This window comes from Rufibacter tibetensis (assembly GCF_001310085.1).
GTDB classification, from domain to species: domain Bacteria; phylum Bacteroidota; class Bacteroidia; order Cytophagales; family Hymenobacteraceae; genus Nibribacter; species Nibribacter tibetensis.
The window spans coordinates 4,904,133-4,931,132 of the sequence record NZ_CP012643.1 but is presented as its reverse complement, the minus strand read 5'-3'; the positions used below and the strand labels follow the sequence as shown (position 1 = coordinate 4,931,132).

Sequence of the window (27,000 nt, the reverse complement as noted above, 5' to 3'; positions counted from 1 at the left end):
GTTGTTTATTTAAGTCACAGCTTGCTGTTTAATGTTGCACAACAAGTTTCCGGCTATAGTTTCTGCCATTGTGATGAATCTGTAGCATGTAAACACCAACAGCTTTTCTTGAAAAATCAAGCTGGAACTCTCGGCTTTCCAGCACCTCTTTTCTACCCTCAAACACAACTTTACCAACCATATCAACGACACGAATGTTTACGTTGTCAGGCCTTAACCCGGTGAAAGAAAGGGTGAATTTACCAGTACTCGGATTAGGATAAACTTGCAGATCAGTAATAAGATCATTTTCTGTAACATACACTTCCTGTGACTTTTCTGAAATGCAACCGGTAAGGCTGGTTTCCTGCACATGGTACGTACCTGATTCTGTTGGTTCATAGTTCATGCCTGTTGCTCCTTGGATAGCCTTGTTGTTACGGAACCATTGATTGCCTGCCGTTGCACTTGAGGAAAGTATAATGTCATCTCGTTCTATGGAAGGCCTGTCTGGTAGCGGGTTCATAACTGTTCTTTCTTCTTCAGAAATTGCAGTACAACCGTTGCTGTTCGTAACACTTACCGTATACTTACCACTTTCGGAAACGGTTATGGAGCGTGTAGTGGCCCCATTTGACCAATGGTAAGCTGTGCCTTCAGAAGCTGTTAACACTACGCTGCTTCCCTGGCAGAATGTAGTCGCACCGCTGGCAATTATTCTGGCCTCCGGTAAGGCGTTTACATTTACTTCCACTGCATTGGAGGTAGCGGCACAGCCATTCTCATTTGTCACTGTTATAGAGTAATTACCGGCATCACCTACCTCAATAGATCTGGTGGTATCTCCATTGCTCCAACGGTACTGGTACCCGCTTCCTTCCGGAGCAACTAAGGTCACGCGTTGACCTTGGCAAAGTGTTGTAGAGCCAGTTATTCTTATAGTAGGTATTGGTAAAGGATGAACAATTAATTTAACTGGGTCAGAGATTGCTGAACACCCCAATGCATTAAATACAGTTACTGAGTAATCATCACTGGCTCTTACAACAATCTGGCGGGTAGTAGCCCCGGTGGACCAACGATAGCTGCTGCCTTCTGTTGCAGTAAGCGTCACGCTTTCACCAGCACAGAACCTAGTAGTACCGCTGGCGCTGATAGTAGCCACCGGCAGGTCATTTACCTGCACCTTTAAAGGCGCAGAAGTAACCTGACACCCTGCAGCATTTGTAACAGTTACCGTATAGTCTCCAGCAGTGCGTACCTCAATTGAGCGGCTAGTAGCACCGTTAGACCAAAGGTAGTTACTGCCTTCTGATGCTATCAATACTACACTGTTGCCCTGGCAGAAAGTAGTGGCTCCGTTTACAGCAATGGTGGCTACTGGTAAGGTGTTTACCTTAACTGTAGTTGCTTCTGAAGTAACGGCACAGCCGTTGGCGTTAGTTACTGTAACGGTGTAGTTACCGGCAGTATTTACCTCTATTGAACGGGTTGTTGCACCGTTAGACCATAAGAAAGCATTCCCTTCGGCAGCTGGAGCACTTAGTGTTACCTTTTCTCCCTCGCAGAAGATGGTTGCACCATCTGCCGTTATAAGAGCAATTGGTAGCGGATTAACGATCACCTGTACAACTTCTGATGTAGCTGTACAGCCACTTGCATTGGTCACAGTTACCCTGTAACTGCCACCTGCGCCAACTTCTATGGTGCGGGTGGTGGCGCCTGTAGACCAGAGGTAAGTAAAGCCTTCACCAGCAACCGCCGATAAGGTCACTTTATCGCCCTCGCAAAGTGTAGTTGAACCAGATGCCGCTATAGAAGCATCGGGCAGGGCTTCTATGCTGATCTCTTTTGTTACTGTATAGACACCACTGCAATCATCATAGGCTTTTAAAATTACCTTGTAGGTTCCTGCTTTGGTATAAGCAACCTTGGGGCTTATCTCTGAAGAGGTGGTAGTGGCAGCGCCTTCCAGAACCCATTCGTAGCGTAGGGCACCAATGGTAGCAGCGGCATCAAATTGTACCTGCTGGCCCACACAAACTTTCTCTGCCCCTATGGTAAAGTTGGCTACAAGTGGCATCAAGGTTTGTGTTACCGAGGGCTGCACAAAGAGAGCACTATTTGCCATATCTGGCCATGCAGCTCCTAAAGGCTTCCAGTTATTGCTGCTGTCCTGCGTCCAGATGATACCAGGAGTAGTGTCATTGTTTGCATTGTGTACTATGGCAACAAAATTCCCGGGCTCATTGTTAAGGATAACGCCTGCAAAGAAGCCCCCTTCAAGTTTTACAGGTGCATCAAATACTACATTGGTTATGCGTCCGGTAGAGAGATCTGCGGCAATGTCTATGATTCTTACTTGTTTTGAAGCGAGGATATTTTGTGGAGTACCGTTGCTGCTAACTGTACTCCAGATAGCTACTGTTACAGCAGCTTCTGGATTAGTGGCAACAGCAGCGCCAAATTTTACTTTTACACCTGTTACGTAAGCCTCCTTTCGATTAACCTCATAGTGGTTTGCGATGGCTTTATCTCCTTGCTTGTTGTTGCCGGTCAGGTACCCTTCACTACTAATTGCTAATGATTCGGTGCCTTTGAAAGGAGCATTCAGGTCATGGCACAGGGTATTCTGAACAGTAATGTATTGTTCTTTTACCAGCGCTTCAGACGTTCTTCCGGTACGGGTATTTTTGGCCTTTAGAGATACTTTGTATTTACCAGGAGTATTGTAAACTGCAGTAGGGGAGGTTTGTGTGGAAGAAGCTGGTTCAGCACCCTCAAATTCCCATTCATAAGCATCCGCATTTTGTGAGGAGTTGATAAATGTCACCTCTTCTCCTGGAATAACCTCAGTTAAATTGGAAGTAAAGTCTGCTAATGGCGAATCTTCCAGCTGCAGGTTTACTTCTACAATGGCAGACTTCTGATTCGGGTCATTAGACAGTACCTGAATCCTTCCTTTGTAGCGGCCTTTCTGCAGACCGGCAGTAGTAACAGTAACAGCATGTTGCAGGCTATTACGCGCAGAAAGCTGGCCGATCTCCGGTGCAACTGTAAGCCAATTGGGCATTTCAAGTGCTTTGATCACAAACGTGCTGGTAGTGAGGATACCGCCGGCATTTTCTAAAGGAGTCCAGTTTGTACCATTGGCACTGTAGAAGTTACGGCCTGCGTTAGGCGTGTTAATATGGTATCCCTGCGGCTGGCCTATGTTCTGGTAAAAGAACACTACCCAAAAAACCTCTCCTTGCTTGAATTGCTGTGATTGCTGTAATGGAATAGTGGTTAGGGATCCATTTGCAGTGGCAATCTCAAAACTCTGCTCTAATAGCAAGGTTCCTGAAGTAGGGGAGTTGCCACCTTTGAAGATTCTCATGGTAACATTTCTGTTAGCTGCAACCTCCGTACGGAGATAGTTCTGAATATGCGTCAGGTTGAAGGAGGCATCTGTCACATCAAACCGAAGCGCTGTATAGATGTTAGGATTCTGTGATCCAAAGCCCAAATGATTATCAGCGCTTCTATCTGCATCATAGCTGATCCTGGAAATAGGATCTAGCAGCGCCTGCACTGTATAGCTAAGATCAGCTTCACCTTTATTTTCAATTTTTATGATGTCAGATGCAGTAGCAGGACCATTCGTGTCCATTTCAAAATTAAGGACGGATGGGGATACAGCCGCAACGGGTGGCTGTACCACATTAGCTATCAACGGAATAGTTACATTGCCAAAAGCGGGATCATTAGTGCTCATCAGCATGTTGCCGTTCAGTGTACCCGTTTTTGAAGGACTAAACTTAACTGGTATCTCACGTTTTGTACCAGGAGCAAGAGTAATCGTAGATTCTCTGTCTACGGTGAAATCTTCGGCTGCAAAGCCATCCAGGTTTACGCTTTCAGCTTTCACGATTAAATTAGCTGTACCAGTATTAGTCAAAACAAAGCGTACCGTATGGCTGCCACCTATAAAAAGGGTGCCAAAGTTTACTTCCTCCGGTTCAGTAGAAAACTTAGCCTTACCACCTGTTACTTTCAGTGATACAGGCCTGTCTAATACTGGGTTCACCGGATCGTTGCTCGCAAAGGAAATATTCATCTGGTAAACACCGTCTGGCACATCAGTAACATTAAATCCTAAATTAACATCTGTTGCCTGTGCCACCTGTAGGCTGCCAGACTGTGGATTAAGGTTTATCCAGTCAGCATTCACTGCGCGTACCTTAAAGGCAGCATTGGTCAGAAAGTTTGCCAAGGTCTGCGCATCTTCATAGGTGCTTCCGTTGTTTGTGCTCAGGAAGAAGGTGCCTGGTATTGAACCTACACTATCAAAGCCCTGCGGATAATCCAGACCATTTGGTAAAACAAAGACAATCCAGAATACTTCGCCAGGAGCAAAGCGCTGCGGAGCAAGCAGCGGGAAAGTGAAGAACCTGCCACCAGCCGGAACTGATCTATTAAATGTTTCAGAAGCAACCAGCGTCGCTTTTGAAGGATTTGTTCCTCCTTTCAGGATTCGTACTTCTATTGGAAGATTTCCCGTAGAGGTTCTGCTGTTCAGCAGATTCTGAACGTGTGTAAGAAGAAACCCAAGCCCCCCGGCGGTGAATTTGGTAGCTGTAATAAAACCCTCGCCACCAAGACCTACAGCGTTTTCAGCTGTTAACTGTTGCTTGTCATAAGCAGATATATTACTACCAGCAACTGGCATGAGAGCTGCAGCATAATTCAGCTGCGCGGTACCTAGGTTTGTAACGGTAAAATTCTTGGAGATAGTACTGCTGTTTGCTCGGTCAAGAGTAAGGTTATAAAACGTTGGGTTTACTTGTATTATAGGCGAAGGGAGCGTGGCCAAACTAACTACGTTAGAAAGAGGAGAAGAATCCCCGTATAGCGATTTAGAAATAATAGCCACATAATATGTGGTATTTGGAACCAACTCCTTTAGGACAAGCTTTTGCGTACGTCCAGGCTGATCCGGAAATATATTTTGCCTTGATATGAGGCTTGTTTCAAAATTTGCAGCTGTAATCGGTTCTTTAGAATACCTGATTTCATACAAAGAAGCAGCCTGTCCTCCGGCATCAGGTGCTGTCCATTCAATTTCTATTTCCGTTTGCCCTGCCCTGACTATCTGCAGGTTTGTGATGGCAGAGGGAGCCACCACAGTTCCTTTTATATCTCTGATTGCCTGTATAGCTCTTAATGCATTAATACGACCACTTCCCAGTTTCCCGGCCAAAGAAGGAGACTGGTTGGGTACTTCATCAATAGGATCTGCAGTTGCTTTCAAAATCTGGACTACACCCTGAGGCGTTAAATCAGGGTTTTCAGACAACATAAGGGCGATCTGACTTGCAACCATTGGGCAGGCCATTGATGTGCCGCTGAAAAAGTTGTAAGACCCGCTTGCGCCATCTGAGTCTGTTACGGTACTTAAAATGCCGGTTCCGGGAGCCGAAATATCAATCCAGGTTCCGTAGTTGGAGAAATTGCTTTTCAGGTCATTAGCATCTGAACTTGCAACTGCAATTACGTTTGTGTAAGCAGCCGGATAGATTTTATTCTCGCTGTTATCATTTCCGGCAGCGGCTACAAACACAACGCCATTTGCTGTGGCTTCGTTGATAAGGTTTTGCATAGTCTTGCTATAACCACTGCCTCCAAAGGACATACTGATCACTCTAGCCCCCTGGTTTATAGCATACACAATACCGTCTAGGGAATACTCGATCACGCGGGAAGTGGGAGCATTATCACGGGTACATTTAATACCCATAATGCTTACCTTGTTGTTACTTATGGCGGCAACGCCTGTTCCATTATCTGTTACCGCACCGGCAATACCAGCACAATGCGTTCCATGCGAAAAGTTTGAAGGCCCAGCTTTGTTAGGTCCTGATGAAGGGGGGCTAGGGTCAGAATCGTTATCCGCAACATCGTAACTTCTTGCCACGTCAACATTGCCGGCAAGGTCTGGGTGCGATATTAATACGGCATCATCCACAATGGCAAGCAGTGTTCTAGCAGTTCCGGTATGTACGCTAAATGCATCTACTGCCTTAGTTCTTTGCAGGGCGTATTGATTGTTTTTAATAAATTCCAGGTCGTTCGGGGACCGAAAGGTTACATACAAGGGAACTCGTTCTACGTATTCTACTTCAGGCAAAGCCCTTAACTCCTGTATCAAGGTCTGCACCTGTGCAGTGTTATCCAGTACTACCTGATAAGCAGAATTTTTGATTGAAGACCCTTTCTTAAGTTTAGGTAACTGTACTACCGAAGAAGCCTGATAGCGTACTATTGCCTTATTAAGCTTGTCATTAGAAATGGCTTTGGGACGCCTAGTCTTATTTTCAAAAGTTTGCAGTTTTACTTTCTGCCCATCTTTTAACTTAACATATAGCCTATTCGGCCAATACTCTGGGAATTCAGAAATATCTTGGGTTTGATTATTTGTAGGATTTTCGGTTTTAACTTGTAAAGAATAAATTGAATTATTTTTATTTTGTAGTAGCTTGTCGGTTTTATGTATTCCACCAGTTCTTAATTTGGAATGTTCGTTATAGCTCTGAAAAACCGAAGTTTGTGCCTTTGCCTGGCTTACAATTAATAATAGAAGGAGCAGTAGTAAAGGTTTATTCATATTATATATCAGAATGACGTTGTCAACTTAAATTTGAGTTGCATTTTTATATTATTTCGTGAAGTTGAGAAGGATTTCTGAAAGTAAAAAGTTGTTTTTTGCATGTTATCCAAAAAAATGGCTGAACATGCGGCTATCTCAAATGCTATTTGTTTTTTATAGGAAACTTCAGGGTAGGCGGGAAGAAATAAGCTTTAAAGCCATATTTTGAGAATCATAGAACAACTGAGAAAGTAGGAAAACTTTAGAGCCTGAGTTTCCAGACAGGGATTCAATAGAATAAAAGCTGCACTCCGAAACCAGGGTTACTGATTAAGGTAAAGTCACCAACATAAGATGGAGTAAATTGAATTGCCCATTGTTGCTCCAAAACCTGACTTTAATTGAGGATTAGTCAGATGCTATGGGAAGGAAATAGTCTTTCGGGTTTATTTATTTAGTTAATGGCTATATAGTTTCCTTACTTTTTTTCGCTTCCTTAAATAGGGATGATGTCATTTTCTTACAGCTTCTGACACTTATGATTGAAGTGAGAAGAGTTTTGCCAACAATGCATTGCCATAATTGAGGCAGAACGATTAATCTACATCAGCAATATTGGAAGATAATCCTGAGGCTAAATTGTTTTTGGGTAGGCTGGATAAGCGGTTTCATCTACACGTATCCTTTCTTTAGTACAAGGCGGCACCAGCAATCACTACCACCACTTCGGCAAAGAAGAACGTTAGTGGAAACCTTAAAAAGAGGATGTCCCTTCCGCAAGAATTAAGAGAAAAACTATCTAGCACAGCAATTGAAACCTCGTCTACTTTGGAGGCAACTTAAGAAATGGGTGAGGGGGAGAAGTAGCCGTTTCTGTTTCAGGCCTGTTTTCTGAAAACAAGCCTGAAATAGAAGGTAAGTGCTATTTGAATTCACTTAGAAGTTACCGACGGCTGGTTAGATTAGATATGCGCGTGAATCTGATGTTGCGGACCACTGGATTGCTGTAGTCAAGGGCGACTACTTTCCCGGCTTTGTCTCGCAGGAAGCGCACTGTAACCCCGCCTAATTGGTAGGTATCTTTATTGATAGCATTGAATGAGAACCCTGGTCCAGGCGCATCGTTGGCTCGACCCATAAAACCCTCTTTTCCAGAAAATATATCGAAAAAAGCACCGAGTTCGTCACTGGTGTACCGGCCTGCAAGGGCCTGTAGATCGGCGGGTGATGGCGTAAAAGGCTGGACACGCTTGTACCGGTATTTTTGTCCTTCCATGGTGATCAGGTCATACTGGTCTGGTGAAAGGAAGTGCAGCTCAAATTCGTCTTGCGACATAAATTGCACGAAGGCTCCGAAACGGCGGAAAGTACCTGGGGTTACGGACACTAGCCCGGGGCCACCAGCGATTCTGAATCTGCCGCGGTCCACCACCAGGCGCAGCGTTTCGCCAGTCTTTTCGTTCATGAATAATCCCGCGTTGCTGTTTAATTCAGCCAAAGCGTCTCCGGTGAAAACGGGTGGCAATCCATCAGTAGCCAGCTGCATGTCTGTGGAAGGTAAAAACACATCTGCAATGCGGTGCGCGAGTGCGGTAGCACCCATGGCGTCTGAATTACACAGCACCGCGATGGATAAGCCGCGCTCCGGATAGCGGCCCAACCAGGAGTGGTACCCGGCTGCTCCGCCAGAATGCGATACCTCTTTGACCCCGCGGTAAGTTTCCAGGAACAGGCCACGGCTGTAACCCAGCTTTCTTCCATTGTTCAGCTTTGAAGGTTCCTGAAGTTTTTCGCTAACAAATGCTCCTAAGCGGCCATTGGTTAATGCCTCGTTCCAGATGATTAAGTCACCAGCGGTGCTGAGGATGGCTCCGCCGCCCCGGTCATTTCCCAAATACATATCAAGCTTCCAGCCGTCTTTCTGCTTTTCATACCCAAGAGCGCGGTTCTTGACTACGTCCGTCATGTTGGTGACGTAGGTGGTTGATTTCATACCAAGCGGATCGAACAGGCGTTTACGTGCGAATTCAGCAAATGGGATCCCAGTTGTGCGTGCCACAATTTCTGTCAGGAGCACATAGCCACTGTTAGAATAGGACCATTCTTCCCCGGGCGCAAAGTTGAGACCTCGCTGACGTAGAATGAGGGTCAGGGCGTCTGGTTTTCCATTGGCCAGTGGCAACATACCGGTCCAGTCACGCAGGCCAGAGGTATGGGTGAGCAGGTGGTCTATTGTAATCTTTTTGCCGTAGCCTGGCAGTTCCGGAAAGTATTTGTGGATGTCCTCCGTTAAAGAAAGACTCTTTTCTTCCACCAGCAGAAGAACCGCGGCAGAAATGAATTGCTTCCTTACTGACCCTATGTCAAAGATGGTTTTTGGATTTAAGGACACTTCACGCTCCAGGTCAGCAGATCCGTACGCGCGGTTTACAACTACTTTCCCGTTCTGCGAGACCGCGCAAACACACCCGGGTGTTTCCTGCTTAGCCCAATCGAAGATCTTGTCAATCTCACCTGTTTTGTCCTGCGCCAAAGTGGCGGTGCTTCCAAAGAGGGAAATTAGCAGCAGTGTCATTAGAGAAGATATGGGCCTGCTTAGGGATAGAGCTTGGTTTTCAGTTAACCAATCATAAGTTAAATTAGGAATGCTGTTGACTTCTGATTTCATATACTTTGTGTTTAAATGAATTAAAAGTTTAGTTTTCTGTAAATGCTTTGAAAAGTACTTTGTAACACAAAGTTAATGGGCAAAAAAAGGTAAATCATGTATCAGGTTTGTGGAATGAAAGCAACGATGTTTGTTAGTTTTTTAACCATCATTCATTCTATAATTGAGGAGAAACTGAAAGCAACTTTTTTAGGGAATGGTACCAAAAATTTTACAGCTTATCAATCATGTCTCCTAAATCACTCACCCCAAACGTGAACAGGATGATGACTAACCCCAAAATGATTTTTACTAAAATGGGGATAGAGAAACCAAACCATCTTTTGAAAATTAGATGGGCCGGAGAAAAGTAAAGGAGGGATAGAAGTAGGTAAGTGATTCCGGGAACAGGGTGCACCAAAAACAGATTTAACACTCCAATGGTTAATACCAGTGTGCCAAATATCCAGTTGAGGAGGGTGGACATACTATAATTGGCTTCCATATTTATCTATTAATTAAGCTGTTTTTCTGTAAATATTCTTGAAATATTTGTTTTCCATTTCTTCTATTTTCCCTTTTAGCTAACTATTTTAGGGAGCTAATAAGGTCTTATATATCCATCATCATAAGATCAATTTTATCAAACAACTTGCCCACCCCCAAAGCTGCAACAATGATGAAAATGGCTAAGGAAAACTTCACTAAAATTGGAATAGAGTAGCCTGTCCTTAGCTTGAGCATCCTGTTTGCCGCAGGAAAATAAACGAAAGAGAGGAGGATCAGAAAGAGTCCAAACCCGGGGTCGTTTCCCCAGAATGTGTTTACCAACCCTATGGCAAAAACAACTAGTCCAAAAAACCAGCTTACAATACTGCCTCCAAAATTTAATGCCTTGTTCATGATTTTAGTTTTCAGAATTTAAACTTATGTGAACCGATTTTTCTGTTGTGTTCCGCTCCTGGAGTTGCAGAGGTGAAACTTCTACTTGAATCCAAAAATTAGGGGGAAAAGGAAAACCACTACTATTGTCCAAATAAAGTAAACCGGTAGGTATAAGGCGATGGCTCTTCCTACTTCGGCTATTGCTGCTTTCTTCGTGATGGTTTTATACAACATAACTGTTACAAGTAGCAGGTGTACTAAGATCAACACGTTACCACCCAGCACTGCCACCCGGTTAGGGGTGATTCCCCACTCTGAAATCCGGAAGGAAATAGCAGAAAGAGCAATCCCGTTTACTACCACCGTTACCACAGACAGTAGAAGAAGTACCCATATGCTGGAAAGAGACCTTTCTTTCGTAGAACTTTCGGCAACGGAGAAGAAGATCAAGGCCATCACTCCAATTAAAAGGAGATTGAACAGTAAAAGAAATTCACGGTCGTTATAAGGGTCTTTCCCAGAAAAGATGATAGCACCCAGGTAAATTACTAACATTACCAGAACCAATGGACTGAATATCTTAGCGATAACCGGCGACACTTTGTTGACCAGTTGCGGATTGGTTTGGGTGAGAAAGGTGCCTACGATAGGTACTGCAACAGCCCCAAACACTACCACATACTCGGTGTAGAATTTCTCAATATTGAAACCGATGAGAGAGAACAACCCAATGGTGATCCCCGTCATCATGATGCCAGCTATCACTAATAAAGCTGACATAACCGCCAGGTCACCGTTAAAGCGAAGGAAATCTAGCCGTTTTTGGTAGTTGCTGAGTTCCTTGCCTGAAAATGATAAGCCAAGTATAACCCATAGCAGCAAAGGCAAATGGAGGCAGGCTAAAATAAGAGTGTCGCTTTGCGTGGTGTTTGGCAGTAGATTGATATACACCAGACAGGCTATTATTGCACCCGTCAAATAGGCTATTTTGTTTACCTGCAATTTGTTTTTCCAGGCGAAGTAAGCCGCAAGGAATGGGAATACCAGGAAGCTGATATTGCGAGGATAAAAGTACTCCTCATTGATATTGAACATAGCTGGCACCTTGGCAAGTAACCCCGCAATAAGGGAGGCAAAGATCACAAACAGGAGTTCATTTCGGGTTCCCCAGGAAATATCATCTGTTTCGTAGTTCAGCCGCTCATTCCAGTAGTCAGCAAGAATATTTCCTTTTAACTCAGGATAGATTCCGCTGAACTCCCGTTTAAAGGGCGCTTTGTTGCCTCGGTACAACTTTTCCAAATGTCTGGGGTTTTCTAGGTTAGAAATGATTTCGTAACGCATGGCTTTTAAGGTTTAAAGGTGTTTTATTATTTTATTTAAAGTACTTTGAAAAGCAAAGTAAATGTTCAAAAAAATATCTAGGATTTCCTGTTATTTAAAATTAGCTGTTCTAAAGCATCTAAATGGCTTTTGAAAGCTTCACGGCCGGCATCGGTGGCGTGGTACGTAGTTTGAGGTTTACGACCTACAAACTGCTTTTCCACGCGCAGGTATTCTGCTTCTTCCAATGCTCGGAGGTGGCTAGCCAGGTTGCCATCAGTGAGTTGCAAAGTTTCCTTCAAGGTGTTGAAATCTACTTTGTCTTCTACCATTAGCACCGACATAATGCCTAGCCTTGCCCTGCTCTCAAAGGCTTTGTTTATATTTTCAAGGTATCTCTTCACAAGTCTGCTAGCGCTCGTATTTAAAGTACACCAGCGCACCGTATACTACGTGCAGTATGCCAAATCCAACGGTCCAAAGAATCAATCCATACGCCACAAAAATGCTGGCAATTAAACCCAATATAATCTCAAAGATACCTAAATACCTGATATCGCTTAAGGTATACTTGCTTCCGTTAAGCAGGGTCAACCCGTAAAAAACCAGCATAGCCGGAGCAACCAGGTAGAGAATGTTATGGTAGATAAGGACAGCGCAAAATGCACCACCAGTAGCTAAGGGGATGGCCAAATTCAAGACCAGCCGCTTGGATTGGTTGTCCCAGATACGTTGGTTTTTTTTGCGGGCATTACGAACCGTAAAGTAAGTAGCCGTGCAAAAACCAAGTACCAGCACACCGGCTGCTACAGTTAAAAGGAACTGTATGTCTTCATTGGTTAAGTAGCTGCCTAAATCATAGTAGTAGTTGATGTTATGTTGGCTGAAGTACCATTTTACCACTGCCGCCCCTAACAAAGCCGACAAGCCTGCACAAACACCGGATAATCCGCTAAGCGAGATGAAGCGCGAAGAACGATCCATGATGTTACGGATCTCGTGCAGGGCTTCTAGTTGGTCTTGCTGTGGGTTCATATTAAAGTACTTTGCGATTCAAAGTTAATAACGTATTTAGAATTAACAAGGTTTATGAGAAAAATTGATGCAGGATTAAGAAATTTTTATTTTATTAGGTTACTTCTAAATACGGCATCAAACCTAAGCTCACCTGTTTTAGTTTAACACCTGTTTTTTGAAAAGGAGGGGAAAAGAAGAGGTACCACATATTCTTTCTATAAAAACCCGAGTGTTATCCGAAAGTTGAAAACACGTTCCGTTTCTAACTAGGGGTGAAGTTGCCTAACTTTAGGCAGCGTGCTCATGTTTTGCGTTTGAGAATTGATTTTTTCTGTTGTAAGTGGAGAGTTTTACTAATCAGCAGGAACTTCCGTAAACGGGTAACCAGGCTTCTAAGCAATCATAAAAGAAACTAAATGACATTATTCGACCTGATCGGAAATACACCGTTGGTGGAGATTAACAATATCAATCCTAACAAGAAGGTAAAAATATACGGCAAGCTGGAAGGCCAGAACCCTGCGGGCAGCGTGAAGGACCGGGCAGCTTACAGCATGATAAAGGGTGCCATGGAGAGGGGTGAAGTAAAGCCAGGGGACAAGCTTGTAGAAGCAACCAGCGGAAATACAGGCATTGCCCTGGCTATGATTGCCCAAGCTCTTGGTGTCCAGATCTCCCTGATCATGCCAGACAACTCCACCTCAGAGCGGGTAAAAGCCATGCTGGCTTACGGCGCGGAGGTGATTTTAACTCCGGCAGAAAAGACCATTGAGTATTCCCGGGAGCTGGCAGAGGATATGGCTGAGAAGCAAGGCTTTCATTTGCTTAACCAGTTTGCTAACCCCGATAACTATCTTGCCCATTACCACACTACCGGTCCAGAGATCTGGAGAGACACACAAGGTGCTGTGACCCATTTCGTTTCTGCCATGGGTACAACCGGTACGATCATGGGGGTGTCCAGGTACCTCAAAGAGCAGAATCCCTCTGTTCAGATTGTAGGTACTCAACCTTCAGAAGGGGCTAACATCCCAGGTATTCGGCGGTGGTCCCCGGAATACCTTCCTAAGATTTACGAAAAAGAGAGAGTAGACCGCATTATAGATATCAGTGAACAGCAGGCTACTGACATGACTAGAAGACTGGCGAAAGAGGAGGGAATCTTTGCCGGTATGAGCAGCGGGGGCGCTCTACAGGCCAGTTATCATTTAGCACAGGAGTTGGAAGAAGGAGTTTTTGTCTTTATTGTTTGTGACAGGGGAGACCGCTACCTGAGCACAGACCTTTTCGGCTGATTTTTTCAAAAACAGACACTATTCCCCTAGTGGTAAAATCTCCTAATAAGAATTGGAGCATAAGCAGCGGTAGGAAAACAGTTCAGCTTTTCACTTGATGATTCTCACATTGTGGAAGTGATGTTAGTTCATACTTCAATATACAGCAGTAACTTAAACTTCCAATCAAGAGTAAAAAGCATTGTTTACGTGTTTCGCTATGGAAGTATTAAAATTTAAGACTAACATTTCTGATGATAGGAGAATGGCCAAAGCGGCTCCATTTCTAGATAAATTGGATGAGGTGGTGCACTGGGAGATAGATACCTCTACTGAGGAGAACATTCTAAGTGTTGCCGGTAAGGGACTGGACCCACAAAGAGTAGAAAATGCCCTAAGGGAGGCAGGTTTTACATCAGAAATTCTCCGGATACAGGGAATTGGTGGGGAGTCGCTCTAGAAACCACTCCCTTTACCTGAGGGCTTGTTGTTTCTCCTAGCCTTTAGATGTTCTGATTTAAGTATAAGATATAGGCACCCGTTTTCCTCCATCACGGGCAGAGGCATAGATAGCCATCAAGATCTTTACATCTCTCAAACCCATCTCACCTGGTACAATGGAAGGTTTGTTGTTCCGGAAACTTTCGGCCTGCCCATCCATTTGGCTTGCTTGCTCAAATATGTTGGGGTAATTCATTTTGCCCTGGCTGGTTTCGCCTCTTTTACCTTCATATCCAAAAGCGGGGCCTAGTCGCCACCAGCCTTTCTCTGCTTTGCCTTCCAGAAAATCTTCCCGGTCTGAATAGCTGCTAAAGCATTCTGCAATTACTCCGTTCTCGAACTCCATTTTCCAGTTGATGGACTGTTCCACCTCTTTAAACAATTCAGGTCTTGTCACTTCCCCAAAGGTGGCAGTCACCGCAACAGGTGCTTTCCCCATGGTGTAACAAGCTGCCTGCACGCAGTAGATGCCCATGTCCATCAGGGGCCCTCCGCCGGCTCTTTCCTTGTCAACCCGCCAACTATTGGAGCTTCCTGCACCCATGTCAAAGGCATTGTGTGCCCTAATGCTCTGTACGTTCCCAAAGATTCTGTTCTGACCAAGATCCATTACCCGTTGATGAAAGGGATCATAGTGCAAACGATACCCAATGGCTAGCTGCACCTTGTTTTGGCGGCAAGCTTCCAACATACGCTGGGCATCTTCTACTGAGGTAGCCATGGGTTTTTCGCAGATGACGTGCTTTTTAGCCTTGGCTGCTCTAATGGTGAACTCCGCGTGCATGGCGTTGGGCAGGACCACATACACAATATCAATGTCTTTGTTATTGACAATCTGATCAAAGTTCTGGTAGTTGTAGATGTTCTTGTCTGGAATCTTGTATTTGGCTTTCCAGGCTTCAGCTTTGGCGGGAGTGCCCGTGACAATACCTGCCAGGTAGCAGTTCTTTGTTTCCTGCAGGGCAGGGGCAAGCTGATGAGTGCTGTATCCTCCCAGACCTACCAAAGCTATCCCCAGTTTACGTTTTTGGGGACTCTCTTCATCGCTACGCATTTCTTCGGGGGCATTTCCTGCCGAACCGTCTGAGCAGAAAGAAAGAAGTGGTAATCCAATGACAGAGGAGCCAATGGTGAGCGTTAATCCTTTCAGGAAGGTGCGGCGGTTGCGGTCTGGAGTATGGCCGGTAGAATTCATGGACGGAAATTTTATCGTCTAAATGGATAATTTCTTTTTACCCATTTAAGATACATAAGTTTCCTATAGGTCAGCTTCTTAGGTTAAGAAATGGATTTAATCTGAAGACCAAAACTATTTCTTATGGTTTTGGTTTTAACGACCCTCAACTCTTGGTTGGCACCAACGCTTACTTTTTATTAATGGAGTAATGGAAATCAAAATTAATGCGAGTAGTGTGACAAAAGGATTTGGTGTAAAAAACCTTAAGGGAAAAGCCCAGCCTTTGGTGACTGTTTACTCTAATTAGCTCGAGTTTGCATCTAAAGGGTATAGACTTCGTAAAAAATGGTAAGTCTATTTAGATTGAAAACTACCCCCTAAAATAAAATTGTATGAAATATTCATTGAAACCGATTCAGGAACAGGTAATCGTTATTACGGGAGCCTCCAGCGGAATTGGGCTGGCGACGGCGCAGGCTGCCGCTAAGAAAGGTGCCACCGTTATTTTAGTATCCCGTAACAGGGAGGCACTACTTGATATTGAACAGCAAATCAGAAACGAGGGAGGAAAAGCGTATCACTGCGTAGCCGACGTGGGGCGCAAGGAAGAAGTACAATGGATTGCTGACGTAGCCATCAAAGAGTGTGGCGGATTTGATACCTGGGTGAATAATGCGGGTCTTTCGGTTTACGGCCGCATTGATGAGGTCTCTGATGAGGACAACCGCCGTCTTTTTGACACCAACTTCTGGGGCATTGTCTATGGTTCACAGCTGGCCGCCAAACACCTGAGAGAAAAAGGAGGAGCCATTATCAACGTGGGCAGTGAAGTATCTGATGTGGCCGTTCCCCTGCAGGGAATGTATGCGGCTAGCAAACATGCCGTGAAAGGTTTCACCGATGCACTTCGTATAGAATTGATGGAGGACAAGGCCCCGGTTTCAGTTACCCTTATAAAGCCTGCCGGCATTGATACCCCGTTCCCCGAGCACGCCAAAAACTATACTGGAAAGGCGCAAACTTTACCAGCACCAGTCTATAAACCGGAAGAAGTTGCAAATGCCATTTTACACGCTGCCGAGCATCCGTACCGTGACATCATGGTAGGCGGCGGTGCAAAAGTGATGAGCGCCCTGAACAAACGCTTCCCTGCCGCCATGGATTGGGTGAGTTCTAAAATTATGACTCAGGAGCAACTCCGCGATGAACCGCCTGTGAATTCAGAAGGGTCTTTGCACCGTCCTTCCTCTGACGGAAATGTACGGGGTAATTACCAGGGCTACGTCATGAAAACCAGCCTTTACACCCGTGCTAAATTGAACCCTGTAGCAACAGGCGCGATTGTCTTTGGAGTGGGAGCAGCCATTGCAGCTCTGGTCAATACCTCTAAAAAGAATTCTGGAGGTAAATTTGGTACAAACAGATACCAGGGGTTAGATGAAACCACAGGAGAGGGTGATCAGGACCTAATCATTCAAAGAACAGTCATCATCAGTGATTTAGAGTAACCATATAGTTTTAATTATAGCAAGGCAGGAGTCACTGGATACGAAATGTAGTTCGGTGACTCCTGTTTTATTTATGTAGGGAAGAGTAGTGTGCTTTTAAGTGATGCCTCTTTTGGAGGTATTTTCAGCAAAACGAACCTAAAAGCTAATAAAACAAGGTTTTACATTCCGAAGGGGAAAGTTTCAGGAGTTTTCTGACCGGCTGGTTTCAAGTGTATCGGGTGCAGGGCTCTGGTTTTATCAAGGTACAGGAAGGCATCGTATCTTGCCGACAGTTTAGTAGGCACATAATTGCCTCTTTCCCGTTCTGGCCGGTATACCACTCCTATAGCTCTATGCCCCATCCAGCCCCGGAAGTATTCTCTCAAGGCAGGTTGCTGGTCAAAAATAAGCAACTTGCTTTCCTGTGAGGCTGAATGCAGTACCTCCTCTACACTCTTCTCAATAGCTGGTGGAACCGGCATTTCCTGCATGGGAGCGTCCCACATCCGGCCAGCTATTACGGTGCCTTCATATGACCCGAAGCCAACCAACACTACTTCCTCAGGCTTGTGTTGGTCGCGTACTAATTGGCCCACATTCAACATTCCTTCGTCTGCCATGTCAGTGGCACGGGCATCACCTATGTGAGTGTTATGCTCCCACACAATTACCTTGGCTTCGGGGCCGTGGTAATTCATGATCGTGTTCAGGGCCTCCACCATGTGGCGGTCACGCACATTCCAGGAGTTGTCGCCAAAAGCCGACATGGACCGGTAGTATTTCTCTCCATTGGCTGCTACTAAGGCGTTGATCTCAGCATTCAGCCCTGCCTCAGGAGCATGGTTATAGTGAGCCGCTTTTTGCCTTACTTCCAAAAGCAATTGCAACACCGCTTCGCGGCAGCTAGACTTCATCCTGCTAAGGCCAATACCGTACGACTCTTCTTCTCCATAGGGTTCAAAACAGTTAATGGCACGTTTTGCATAAGCGGCGGCTTCGGGATCTTCTTTTTCCAGATAGTCTACAATGATTTTCATGGAGTCCCACATGCTGTAGACATCCAGCCCGTAAAATCCCACCCGCTGGCTTTTAGGTACAGCGTTGTTGTACTTACGCATCCATTCTGCCAGGGCGGCTATTTCCCAGTTGGCCCACATCCAGGTAGGCCAGCGATCAAATTGGGTGAGCACATCAGTTATTGATTCAGCAGTATCTGGATAATTTTTTACCCACCGGTTTATTTCGAAGCAGTCTGGCCAGTCACCCTCTACCGCAATAAAGGAGAAGCCTTTCTCCTGGATGAGGCGCCTGGAAATTTCAGCTCGCCAGGTATAGTACTCATGCGTGCCATGTGAAGCTTCGCCCAGGAGCACATATTTCGCGTCTCCAATTCTTTCAAGCAAAGGGTCAAGGTCTTGGGAGTTCTGCAAAGGAAGACAGAGTTTAGCAAGGCCAGTTCTGGCTTTAGAAGTGAAATCTGTCATGGTTAAGGGGGAAAGAAAAGACTTAAATATTTGAAAAAAGGCTCTAAAAGAAGTTAATGTAACTAAGCGTCTACTATGATACTTAGCAAGTGGTTCACTAACAAAGCAGATCGAGAGAAACAGAAGAAGGATAAGACAAAAAGAGGTGATTTACATTCCACCAGCGCTACTAGTTGATTTCTGGTGGAATGTAAATCACTACTTCTAAATTGTTTCTCTGTACCTGTTGCCATACCCGCTGGGCCTTATGAGCAGCCAAATGACTAACCCTAATGGCCAGGCAGCAAAGGCTACCAGAATGGCTATCAGAATACCAGATTTACCTCTTCGTTCTGCATCACGGTACGCCCAGATAATGCTCAGGATGTACAGCACGAATCCCACTAAACCTATTAACAGGCTAATCAGGCCTAAGCCTAAGAATACTTCAGCTCCCTCTTCCATAAGTCTTTTACTTTAAGGTGTGGTCACTACTTAGATTAAACGTTCAGTGGAGGAATACGTTTAGAAAAGGGAAGCTTATAAAGTTGATAGATAAAAGCTTAACTGTGCTCTTAAGGATTATTTTGAATGGTATGAACCTTTATTAGGATGTGGTGAAGTTGTAGGAAGGTTGGGGTTTCTGCTTCCTTTTTGAAAAAGAAGCACTAAGAGGTATAGAGGTTTACATACTTGATTGGCTTAGATATTTATTTCCTAGATCCTTATACCATAAGCAATGACCAACGTCTCTATTAATCGGGTAAATGCCGTTCTTCTATTTGGGATACTCTCTATTATCACTTTGTACTACGGCAAAGTATTCTTTATTCCGCTGGCCTTTGCGATTATATTAGCCATGCTTATGACTCCGGTGAGCCGTTGGCTTGAGGCAAGGGGAGTAGGCCGTATTCCGGCAACCCTTTTATGCATTCTCCTGATTCTGCTTTTTATAGGGGTTTTCTTTCTTATCATCTCGCTTCAGGCGGTAAGCTTTTCCAAAGATTTGCCCCAAATTCAAAGCAAGCTGCAGCAAACCATGGTGCAGATTCAGCAGTGGATTCAGCAACAATATGGGGTTGCTCCACAGGAACAGATAACGTTTGTACAGGAGCAGATTTCTAAATTCTCACAGTCGGCTAATAAATTTCTTACCACCATGGTTAAAGGCATCATGGGGATTATCACCTCATTCACTCTGGTGCTTCTCTACCTTTTCTTCCTGATGTGGAAACGTGAGAAGTATGAAGCCTTTTTCCTGAAAGTTTTTTCTGGTGACGAGAAGCCGGTTACGAAAGAAACACTGCAGCAAATAACCAAGGTTGCGGCTCAGTATCTGACCGGGCGACTTATGTCTATGTTATTCCTGGCCATTTGCTACGGCATTGGGTTCTCTATAATAGGAATCAAAAATGCCTTACTCATTAGTTTAATAGCCGTTTTGCCCACTATCATTCCCTACGTAGGTTCCATTATTGGCGGAGCTTTCCCTATACTCATGGCTTTTGTAAGTGGGTCAACGGGCATGGTTATTCCGGTTATCTGTGTTTTAGTAGTGGCTCAGGTAATAGACAACAACCTCATAGAGCCAATAGTAATGGGATCTAAACTCAACCTCAGCCCCATCATGACCATCTTTGCCATTGTGTTAGGTGAGTTGATCTGGGGCCTGCCGGGTATGATCTTGTTTGAGCCTTTGTTCGCCATCATCAGGATTATCTGTGATCATATTCCCAAACTGTATCCTTACGGCTTTTTGCTGGAGGATGACATGGAAGAGCCGAAGTGGATGGAGAAAATCAAACACCCATTCTCTAAAAGCTAAGGTGAGCTATATAGAGTGCAAAACACTCTTTTATTTTTTTATAAAAATAATTCTGATACGATTTCTCTCTTTTTGTCGGGTTGTTCTGTATTTTGAGGGTATATAAGAATTACCTGGATTACCTTATTGCATATACAAAACCGTTTAAAGGCTATTTTGCTAAAACAAGCGGTAAACCTCAGTTCATTATATTCCACTCCTTCTATAACTATCAGCAGAATTTACTTCATGAGTTAAGTCGCATGTAAGTTGTAGACAACTAACATGATTTTGACCTTTGCCTGAAGGTTGTATCATAGAATGGTTCTATATTTAAACAGAGTAGGTAACAAAGCTTATTTTTATATCATTATTTTATCTAATTATAGCTAGAAAAACCTATGTAAAGGTTTGTGGTATATTAAAATTCCTTTATATTTATGACGTAATTACCCTGATAAGCCAACCAAACCTCTGTATGCAGCTATTAGAAGAGTTCCAAACCAGAAAATCCCTGAATAAAGCAGTTTGGGAAAAAATGGCTGATGTGACATTAGACCTTTTTTGCACCTTAGACATAAATGGGTTTTATACTCATGTAAATGCCGCTAGCTTGGGTATGACTGGGTTTGAAACTTGGGAGTTGGAGGGCCGGCACTTTACAGAGTTGTTACACCCAGAGGACCGCCTGGATACGGAACAGGACCTTAGAGCTATTTTTAATGGTTTTAAGCGACGCGATCTGCAAAACAGGCTTATCTGCAAAGACGGGTCCGAAGTCAGAATTTTATGGTCTGTTGTTTGGTCTGAAGAAGAAGGAGTGATGTTCTGCGTAGGGCGTGATATTACCGGACTTGTAGTTAGCAGCCTGCAGCAGGACGAAATTGAAAAAGAGTATAGAAATGAACCTGATCAGAATTTGATCAAAGGTTATGCTTCTGCCTGCTTTCAGCATGATTTGAGCCCTGTATTAGAAAAGCCTTCCAAAACTACCCAAGAAATAGAATTGTCAGAACTGGCAAAGGACCTGCACAGGAAAAACAGTGACCTACAACAGTTTACCTACATTGTGTCACATAACCTGCGCACCCCAGTAGCTAACGCCATAGGGTTGGCAAATTTATTGGCGGGGGCAGACCGAACTTCGGCTACTTTTGACAAATCACTCTCCTTCCTAAGATTAAGCTTGTACCGAATGGATACGGTTCTGAGGGACATGAACACCATTTTAAGTGTAAGGGACAGGAGAGGGAATATTGAGCGAGAGCAAGTTAATTTCAAAGAAGTAATTCTACAAGCCATGTCAGCATTGGAAGGACAGCTTAGAGAGGCCGGCGCTACCATAAACCTGGACATTACTGATGGACTGGAAGTGAAGGTGAATAAGGCTTACTTATACAGCATTGTCTCTAATTTGCTTTCTAACTCCATCAAGTACCGGGCTGATGGAAGAAGATTGGAAATAAACATTAAGTGCCGCAAAAAACCAGCTGGTGGGGTAGACGCTACCTTTTCAGATAATGGTTCAGGGTTTGACCTGCAGAAAAACAGAGAAAATGTTTTTAGGTTGTATAAACGTTTTCATACTCAAACAGAAGGCCGTGGCATGGGTTTATTTCTAATCAAGTCTCACCTGGATTCTATGGGAGGAAGTATAGAGGTAAGCAGCCAGGAGGGGAGAGGAACCAGTTTCCTGATCAACCTTCCAACTAACTAAACCGGAACCATAAAAACCTTGATGTTACAAGTTACACCTTGTGCAGGATTATAAAAGTATTAGACTATACGTCTTCTGATACTGCATTAATTTCAGAAAAGACACCATAAACACGTAAGCTACTATTTCGAGCTTTAGATTACTAAGCGAACTCCTCCCAATTCCTGCACTCCATAAATGAAGCGGTCACCGGGTGAGCCTATGAACATAAAGTTCTTCGGAATACCCCATCTGGTAGAGAGTTCCTGTATAAGTTCTGGGCCGAAATGACCCCTTAAAATTACAAAGTCTACTTCCAACTCAGGATAGGCTCGGTCCAGCACCTCTACCTCATGCATTAATTTGGTAGGCTCTTCTTCTCCTTCCCTTAGCACATTCACAATCTTGATCCGGCTGGTTTGTTCATTTTCAACCACGTACCGCATTACCTGATTTATGTTAGCGATGTTATCGCCCCTAGTAAAAAAGACAAATTCCTGTGACCTGATAGTGTTGATCAGGCGCATCATGGTGTAAGAGGTCCAGGGGAGAATCTTAGCCAATGGCCGCTCTATTTGCTGTAAAAGGTAGGTAAAGAAGCGAAGCAGCCTTATCCGGAATAGCATGATGAAAACCACTGAAACCGTAGGAATAAAGTACTTCAGGAAAACCCACATATACGTTGGGTTCAGGATGGCATTTCCCACTAAAGCGGCTAATACGGCTGAAATAGCTACAAACAAAACTAGATTAGAAGCCCTCACCGGGCGAGGTAAGCGATTCCTGCGCATTTTGAGCAGGATATTGCCTACGCCAAACAAGGCCATCACAGAAAGAAAGGAAATGGTGTAAACTCCTGCCAATGCCCCAATGTCCCCGCCTGTAATCAGCAAAATAGAAACACACAGAAGAAAGAAGCTGATCATGATCAGGAAGGCAGACCCTCTTTTGTTTGTAATGAGAAGGAACTGAGGGAGGCAACGGTCCAGCGTCATGCGGTGTACTAACCCTGTCACCCCAACATAAGAAGTTAACACCGCCCCACTTAAGACCATAGCCGCATTGACAGAAACAAGTATGGCAAGCCAGCTTCCTCCGGCAATTTCGCCTAGATAAGCCAGCAGAGCAGTCTGGTGTTCGGCAACCTCCGTCATGGGAATGATGGCAATAGCAAGGAAAGCTGTAAGTGGATTAAAGATGGTAACCGCTAACCACATGTTCCGGAGAGTCTTTCTGAAAACGCCAGGCGCCTGCTCCTCCACAAAGTTGGCTGAACTCTCAAAACCAGAAATCCCCAACATAGCTGCAGCAAAGCCGAAAAAAAGTGCCCTCCAAATACTTCCCTGTAAGGGCTGGCTGTAATTTAAGGCAAGGGTGTCAAATCCATTGTTAGACAAGTAGATAAATCCTACAATGACTAAAAGAGTGAGGGTGGAAATATGCGTGATAAAGATGATAATAGCAACAATGGAAGATTCCCCAATACCCATGATGGTTAACCCCATAAAAAAGGCCAAAAGCGCAATAGTAGACGCTATGATGGGCAAACCTTCCCATAAATGGTGCACGTAGTGCATGGCCTCACTGGCTGATATGACAGCCGTTGCCATATAAGATAAAAGGGTAAGGCAAGCAGCTAGAGAAGCCGTGCTTTTGCTGGTAGTGTTAAGTAATGCGTTGTACGCTCCTCCGTTCAAAGGGAGTGCACCTACCACTTCAGCATAAATGCTCCGAAATAAAAAAAGAACTCCGCCTACCATTAGGAGGGCTACCCAAGCATATTGTCCAGCATATATGATGGCTAACGCTGAGACATAAAGACATGAAGAAGTTATATCATTCCCGCAGATAGCAGTGGCAGCTAGCTCTTTTAGTTTTGGTGCATGCGAAGGGGAGACAGCGTTGGTTAGGTCTTTCTTCATCGATATCTGAAAAGGCTATGCAGTATACGATATATTGGAAGAAAATGTATGGAGTATGTTGAAGGGTCCTTCTTTAGTAAAAATGTTCAAGGCCACTTATAGGTAGCAAATGATATAGGTATTTAAATAGAAAATGAGGAGAGAACAAAAATAGAAGGTAAACACAATTAATGAATGTAGCTGCTCAACCAACTTTGATTCGTCTTTCTCTCAAGGGTGCCCGAGTAAGTGGAAGAGGATTCAGGGAAAGGAGACTAGCTGTATTTCTGTTTGCTTCTTATGAGTTGGTGTTCTAAATGATTTGAATCATCTCCAAGAAATAGGTTAAAAACAGAATTAGTTATATTTAATAATATAGGCTTGAAAAGGACCCTGTTTTGTTATTACATAAAACAGGGTTTAAGTTCATTTTCTGAAAAACATCTATATAACTTGTTACAACCTTTTAGAAGAATGCCGGCAGTTTTTATACCCTGACTTGCTTTCCTTTAAAAATAAGAGAGATTCATACTAAGGGTATGAGTTTTATATAAGGGTTGTAAAATCTAAAGTATATTAAACCATCAATTCACCTAACAATTGCTCGATGGATTCCTGTTTGATAGGTTTAACCAAATAACCATCGGTTTTTAAATTCCTGGCTTTCTCCATATCTATAGTGTTCTGGGAGGAAGTAAGGACCACTACCACAGGCTTGAAAGGCAGCGACAGTCCACCCATGGCCTCAATAAGCTTGAAGCCATTCATAACTGGCATTTTAAGATCAATTAAGATTAATCCCGGGAAGGTCTCTGCTGAGTCAGGTGCTGTGCTTGCGTTCTTTATCAATTGAAATCCCTCAAGTCCATTTTTTGCAGTGATTATGTTCTCAGCCAGTTCCATTTTACCTAAAACCTTTTTTGCAATAAACAAGGCTGCATCATCATCATCTACTACCAGGACAGTATTAATTTTTCTCACAGGGGTTCTCTATAATAAGTAATCAGTATTTTAATCTTCCACTAGTACGTGTAAACCGAACATACCGCGAATATGCAAATAGGGTTGTGTCAATTGACACGAAAAGACTTGTAGAGTCAATATCTGTAATTTTGTCTACTTGCCAGTGCCTTTTTGTGAGATGCTATAGCTTAAGTGAGAATAGAAATTTTGTCCTCTTGTTTCTTAAACAATCAGTAATATTCATTTTTGTAGTTTCTTTTTAATACAGGATAGATTCCGATTTACATGTTGTTTTTGATAATGATACAATCAAGTACTTTCATAAAGATAAATTTTATAAATGTTTAGGAGGTGAGATTGATCAAACGGGGGCATTCAAGATGAAACCTTATTTTTAATATTGATAGCTTTAAAGTTATATTATCAAAAGAGGGAGTAGGTGCTGATAAAGGTGATAACTCCCATCTTGGAGGTTACATGTTTCTTCTGTAAGATTTTCTTTGAAGCTATTCTTGGGAATTACAAGGTTAGTAAAGAAACCTCACTTGCAAGACTTCGTATCAACAACCGTTAGCATTTTTTCATTCTACTTATCATTTTAAGGCGGGCATTCAGGATTGAACTGGATTGCCCGCTTTTATTTACCCTCACTTGCTTTTAGAGTGAATGTTGTTTTGTACTTTGAAGTCTCACAATCTATAAATTCAAGAAAGTGCTTAACTGAATTGTAAACTTGTTCTGAATGCTTTAAAAAAATATATACTATAAATGGAAAACAATACAGCTTTAAATACATTACAATCATTAGTTGGGGAATTAGAGTTCCAGCCAACAAAGCCCCTAAAGTCAACAGAGGCTTTATCCATTATTTCCAAAGCAAAACATGTTTTGCAGGAAATAGAATCTATTGAAAACAATGGAACTCTGCTAAAACAAATTTCCAAAACTTCACGCGAACTTGATAAAGCAGAAAATCTAATTAAAATGGATACTACTTTAGTGGGAGGTAGGATAGCCTTTTCGGCTCTTTCTGAATTCCTGAAAAAAATGAAAAGCGCTTTGCCAAAGGAGGATTAAATTTAATTCTAAATAATTATGGGATTTTCATTCTAAATGAAGGAAGTGGCCCTAACGGAAGTTCATCTTCGAGATGGATAGAAGTTTTACTAAGACAAACTCATGTTTACTTTTTACATGGGTCTTCCTTACAGAGCTACAACCTTATTGATTCTTTATTTTCACTGCAAACACAGTTAGCGTTTAAAATAAAGCAAGCTACAGCAGTATGTACTGTTAGAGGATGTATATAAATAAATATGAAAATATAGGTACCAGCCTTGAAATCAAGTTAACCACATTTACATACTTTCATTGTGCGCTTTAGGGTCATGCTACTTACTTAAGTTTTAGTAATTGGTTGTGGTCTACAATGTATGATGGTTTCGGTAGTAAAATATTAGCTTCATAGCGTTATAGTGATTTTGTTTTTTTTTCGAGTAACAAGCCGTTTTCCTGACTATTCTTCTGTTCCTAGTCCTCAAGCACAGGTTCACCCCCTCAATGTTCTTGGTGTAGGCCTTTCCCACCAGGTGCTTTTCCGGTGGGAGTACCTGGTGGGAAAGGCCAGTCATCGGAGCAAAGCCAACCGATGTTTAGTGGCTGCAGTTGCCTGTAAAGCTTTCTGACCGTATTCTGGCTGCGGTTCCCCCAACTCCAGGCCAGCACCTCGTCGGTTTCCGGTGCGTAGGCGTAAAAAAGCCACCTCTTGCGCTTCTTGCGCTGGCCAACAAAGGTCCACACCTCATCCATCTGCACTGACTTGTATGCTTCGAGGCGGGGCTTTACCTGTAGGCTCTCCGCCTTCTGGTTCAGCCACCTGAGCACCGTTTGCCGGTGTACGCCTGTCACTTCTTCAACGTCGCGGCCGCCGGAATTGCGCACCAGCATGCCCAGCACCAGCTGTCTAACCGCTGGCCGGCAGCCAGCCTTCGCATACTCAAGCTGGAACTGCTTTCGGCGAAGCCGGCACATAAAATTCTGCCTGCCCGTACGCTTCATGCCGTTTTTCACTACTTTCACTCCGTGCCAGTAGGGGCAGTTTACCCGGATAGTTATCTCGCACATAACTTCCAGAAAACACTCTTGCTGCCCTACTTATTCCAACATCATACATTGTAGACCACAACCTAGTAATTTTTAGGTGTTCATTCCTTAATTCAAAACTACAATACATTAATGTAGATAAAGTTTTG

18 protein-coding genes and 1 pseudogene are annotated in these 27,000 nt (G+C 43.7%); 6 read left to right on the top strand and 13 right to left on the bottom strand.

The window, feature by feature from the left end:
- Positions 1-28: 28 nt before the first annotated feature.
- From DC20_RS20400 to DC20_RS20370, 7 genes are all read right to left on the bottom strand, one after another.
- A complete protein-coding gene (locus DC20_RS20400) occupies positions 29-6,178 on the bottom strand; it encodes a S8 family serine peptidase (RefSeq protein WP_169788213.1) in 6,150 nt (2,049 codons plus the stop codon).
- Positions 6,179-7,550: 1,372 nt separating this feature from the next.
- Positions 7,551-9,182: a serine hydrolase domain-containing protein gene (locus DC20_RS20395; protein ID WP_169788212.1), complete on the bottom strand. Its 1,632-nt coding sequence runs from the start codon at positions 9,180-9,182 to the stop codon at positions 7,551-7,553.
- A 304-nt stretch (positions 9,183-9,486) separates the two neighbouring features.
- Positions 9,487-9,759: a hypothetical protein gene (locus tag DC20_RS20390; protein WP_062545538.1), complete on the bottom strand. Its 273-nt coding sequence runs from the start codon at positions 9,757-9,759 to the stop codon at positions 9,487-9,489.
- A gap of 107 nt (positions 9,760-9,866) precedes the next feature.
- Entirely contained in the window at positions 9,867-10,157 is a 291-nt protein-coding gene (locus DC20_RS20385; protein ID WP_062545537.1) for a hypothetical protein, read from the bottom strand.
- 81 nt (positions 10,158-10,238) lie between these two features.
- Complete coding sequence (locus DC20_RS20380; protein WP_062545536.1) at positions 10,239-11,483, bottom strand: DUF4153 domain-containing protein; 1,245 nt, start codon at positions 11,481-11,483, stop codon at positions 10,239-10,241.
- 77 nt (positions 11,484-11,560) lie between these two features.
- Complete coding sequence (locus DC20_RS20375; protein ID WP_394331553.1) at positions 11,561-11,806, bottom strand: winged helix-turn-helix domain-containing protein; 246 nt, start codon at positions 11,804-11,806, stop codon at positions 11,561-11,563.
- A 67-nt stretch (positions 11,807-11,873) separates the two neighbouring features.
- Positions 11,874-12,497 carry a hypothetical protein gene (locus DC20_RS20370; RefSeq protein WP_062545534.1) on the bottom strand — a complete coding sequence of 208 codons (624 nt, stop codon included), beginning with the start codon at positions 12,495-12,497 and terminating at the stop codon, positions 11,874-11,876.
- 398 nt (positions 12,498-12,895) lie between these two features.
- Between DC20_RS20370 and cysM the strand changes: the two genes are divergently transcribed.
- Positions 12,896-13,774 (top strand): cysteine synthase CysM, encoded by an 879-nt coding sequence (cysM, locus tag DC20_RS20365; protein ID WP_062545533.1) that lies wholly within the window; start codon positions 12,896-12,898, stop codon positions 13,772-13,774.
- 199 nt (positions 13,775-13,973) lie between these two features.
- Positions 13,974-14,213 carry a hypothetical protein gene (locus tag DC20_RS20360; protein ID WP_062545532.1) on the top strand — a complete coding sequence of 80 codons (240 nt, stop codon included), beginning with the start codon at positions 13,974-13,976 and terminating at the stop codon, positions 14,211-14,213.
- A gap of 57 nt (positions 14,214-14,270) precedes the next feature.
- Here the strand turns inward: DC20_RS20360 and DC20_RS20355 are convergent, their stop codons facing one another.
- Positions 14,271-15,449 carry a Gfo/Idh/MocA family protein gene (locus DC20_RS20355; RefSeq protein ID WP_062545531.1) on the bottom strand — a complete coding sequence of 393 codons (1,179 nt, stop codon included), beginning with the start codon at positions 15,447-15,449 and terminating at the stop codon, positions 14,271-14,273.
- A 374-nt stretch (positions 15,450-15,823) separates the two neighbouring features.
- On the opposite strand from DC20_RS20355, the gene DC20_RS20350 reads away from it, so the two are divergent.
- Positions 15,824-16,939 carry an SDR family oxidoreductase gene (locus DC20_RS20350; protein WP_071885518.1) on the top strand — a complete coding sequence of 372 codons (1,116 nt, stop codon included), beginning with the start codon at positions 15,824-15,826 and terminating at the stop codon, positions 16,937-16,939.
- Between the two features lie 161 nt (positions 16,940-17,100).
- Here DC20_RS20350 and DC20_RS20345 read toward each other — a convergent pair whose 3' ends face one another.
- Both DC20_RS20345 and DC20_RS20340 read right to left on the bottom strand, forming a co-directional pair.
- Entirely contained in the window at positions 17,101-18,405 is a 1,305-nt protein-coding gene (locus DC20_RS20345) for an erythromycin esterase family protein (RefSeq protein ID WP_062545530.1), read from the bottom strand.
- A gap of 204 nt (positions 18,406-18,609) precedes the next feature.
- On the bottom strand, positions 18,610-18,849 hold the full coding sequence (locus DC20_RS20340; protein WP_062545529.1) for a hypothetical protein: 240 nt from the start codon (positions 18,847-18,849) through the stop codon (positions 18,610-18,612).
- Positions 18,850-19,123: 274 nt separating this feature from the next.
- On the opposite strand from DC20_RS20340, the gene DC20_RS20335 reads away from it, so the two are divergent.
- Both DC20_RS20335 and DC20_RS20330 read left to right on the top strand, forming a co-directional pair.
- A complete protein-coding gene (locus tag DC20_RS20335; RefSeq protein ID WP_062545528.1) occupies positions 19,124-20,209 on the top strand; it encodes an AI-2E family transporter in 1,086 nt (361 codons plus the stop codon).
- A 457-nt stretch (positions 20,210-20,666) separates the two neighbouring features.
- Complete coding sequence (locus tag DC20_RS20330; RefSeq protein ID WP_062545527.1) at positions 20,667-21,905, top strand: PAS domain-containing sensor histidine kinase; 1,239 nt, start codon at positions 20,667-20,669, stop codon at positions 21,903-21,905.
- A 134-nt stretch (positions 21,906-22,039) separates the two neighbouring features.
- Here DC20_RS20330 and DC20_RS20325 read toward each other — a convergent pair whose 3' ends face one another.
- Both DC20_RS20325 and DC20_RS20320 read right to left on the bottom strand, forming a co-directional pair.
- Entirely contained in the window at positions 22,040-23,806 is a 1,767-nt protein-coding gene (locus DC20_RS20325; protein ID WP_062545526.1) for an APC family permease, read from the bottom strand.
- A 555-nt stretch (positions 23,807-24,361) separates the two neighbouring features.
- Positions 24,362-24,766 (bottom strand): response regulator, encoded by a 405-nt coding sequence (locus DC20_RS20320; protein ID WP_062545525.1) that lies wholly within the window; start codon positions 24,764-24,766, stop codon positions 24,362-24,364.
- A 750-nt stretch (positions 24,767-25,516) separates the two neighbouring features.
- Here DC20_RS20320 and DC20_RS20315 point away from each other — a divergent pair.
- On the top strand, positions 25,517-25,825 hold the full coding sequence (locus tag DC20_RS20315; RefSeq protein WP_062545524.1) for a hypothetical protein: 309 nt from the start codon (positions 25,517-25,519) through the stop codon (positions 25,823-25,825).
- A 347-nt stretch (positions 25,826-26,172) separates the two neighbouring features.
- On the opposite strand, the pseudogene DC20_RS22720 reads toward DC20_RS20315, so the two are convergent.
- Positions 26,173-26,872, bottom strand: a pseudogene (locus DC20_RS22720) (IS1 family transposase).
- Between the last annotated feature and the right edge of the window lie 128 nt (positions 26,873-27,000).

Excerpts from the sequence above, each read along its gene's own strand:
- DC20_RS20315 (WP_062545524.1), top strand. The coding sequence starts at position 25,517 with ATGGAAAACAATACAGCTTTAAATACATTACAATCATTAGTTGGGGAA.
- DC20_RS20355 (WP_062545531.1), bottom strand. The coding sequence starts at position 15,449 with ATGAATTCTACCGGCCATACTCCAGACCGCAACCGCCGCACCTTCCTG.
- DC20_RS20325 (WP_062545526.1), bottom strand. The coding sequence starts at position 23,806 with ATGAAGAAAGACCTAACCAACGCTGTCTCCCCTTCGCATGCACCAAAA.
- DC20_RS20360 (WP_062545532.1), top strand. The coding sequence starts at position 13,974 with ATGGAAGTATTAAAATTTAAGACTAACATTTCTGATGATAGGAGAATG.
- DC20_RS20330 (WP_062545527.1), top strand. The coding sequence starts at position 20,667 with ATGCAGCTATTAGAAGAGTTCCAAACCAGAAAATCCCTGAATAAAGCA.
- DC20_RS20375 (WP_394331553.1), bottom strand. The coding sequence starts at position 11,806 with ATGTCGGTGCTAATGGTAGAAGACAAAGTAGATTTCAACACCTTGAAG.
- DC20_RS20335 (WP_062545528.1), top strand. The coding sequence starts at position 19,124 with ATGACCAACGTCTCTATTAATCGGGTAAATGCCGTTCTTCTATTTGGG.
- DC20_RS20385 (WP_062545537.1), bottom strand. The coding sequence starts at position 10,157 with ATGAACAAGGCATTAAATTTTGGAGGCAGTATTGTAAGCTGGTTTTTT.
- DC20_RS20395 (WP_169788212.1), bottom strand. The coding sequence starts at position 9,182 with ATGACACTGCTGCTAATTTCCCTCTTTGGAAGCACCGCCACTTTGGCG.
- DC20_RS20370 (WP_062545534.1), bottom strand. The coding sequence starts at position 12,497 with ATGAACCCACAGCAAGACCAACTAGAAGCCCTGCACGAGATCCGTAAC.
- DC20_RS20380 (WP_062545536.1), bottom strand. The coding sequence starts at position 11,483 with ATGCGTTACGAAATCATTTCTAACCTAGAAAACCCCAGACATTTGGAA.
- DC20_RS20345 (WP_062545530.1), bottom strand. The coding sequence starts at position 18,405 with ATGACAGATTTCACTTCTAAAGCCAGAACTGGCCTTGCTAAACTCTGT.
- DC20_RS20340 (WP_062545529.1), bottom strand. The coding sequence starts at position 18,849 with ATGGAAGAGGGAGCTGAAGTATTCTTAGGCTTAGGCCTGATTAGCCTG.
- DC20_RS20390 (WP_062545538.1), bottom strand. The coding sequence starts at position 9,759 with ATGGAAGCCAATTATAGTATGTCCACCCTCCTCAACTGGATATTTGGC.
- cysM (WP_062545533.1), top strand. The coding sequence starts at position 12,896 with ATGACATTATTCGACCTGATCGGAAATACACCGTTGGTGGAGATTAAC.
- DC20_RS20350 (WP_071885518.1), top strand. The coding sequence starts at position 15,824 with ATGAAATATTCATTGAAACCGATTCAGGAACAGGTAATCGTTATTACG.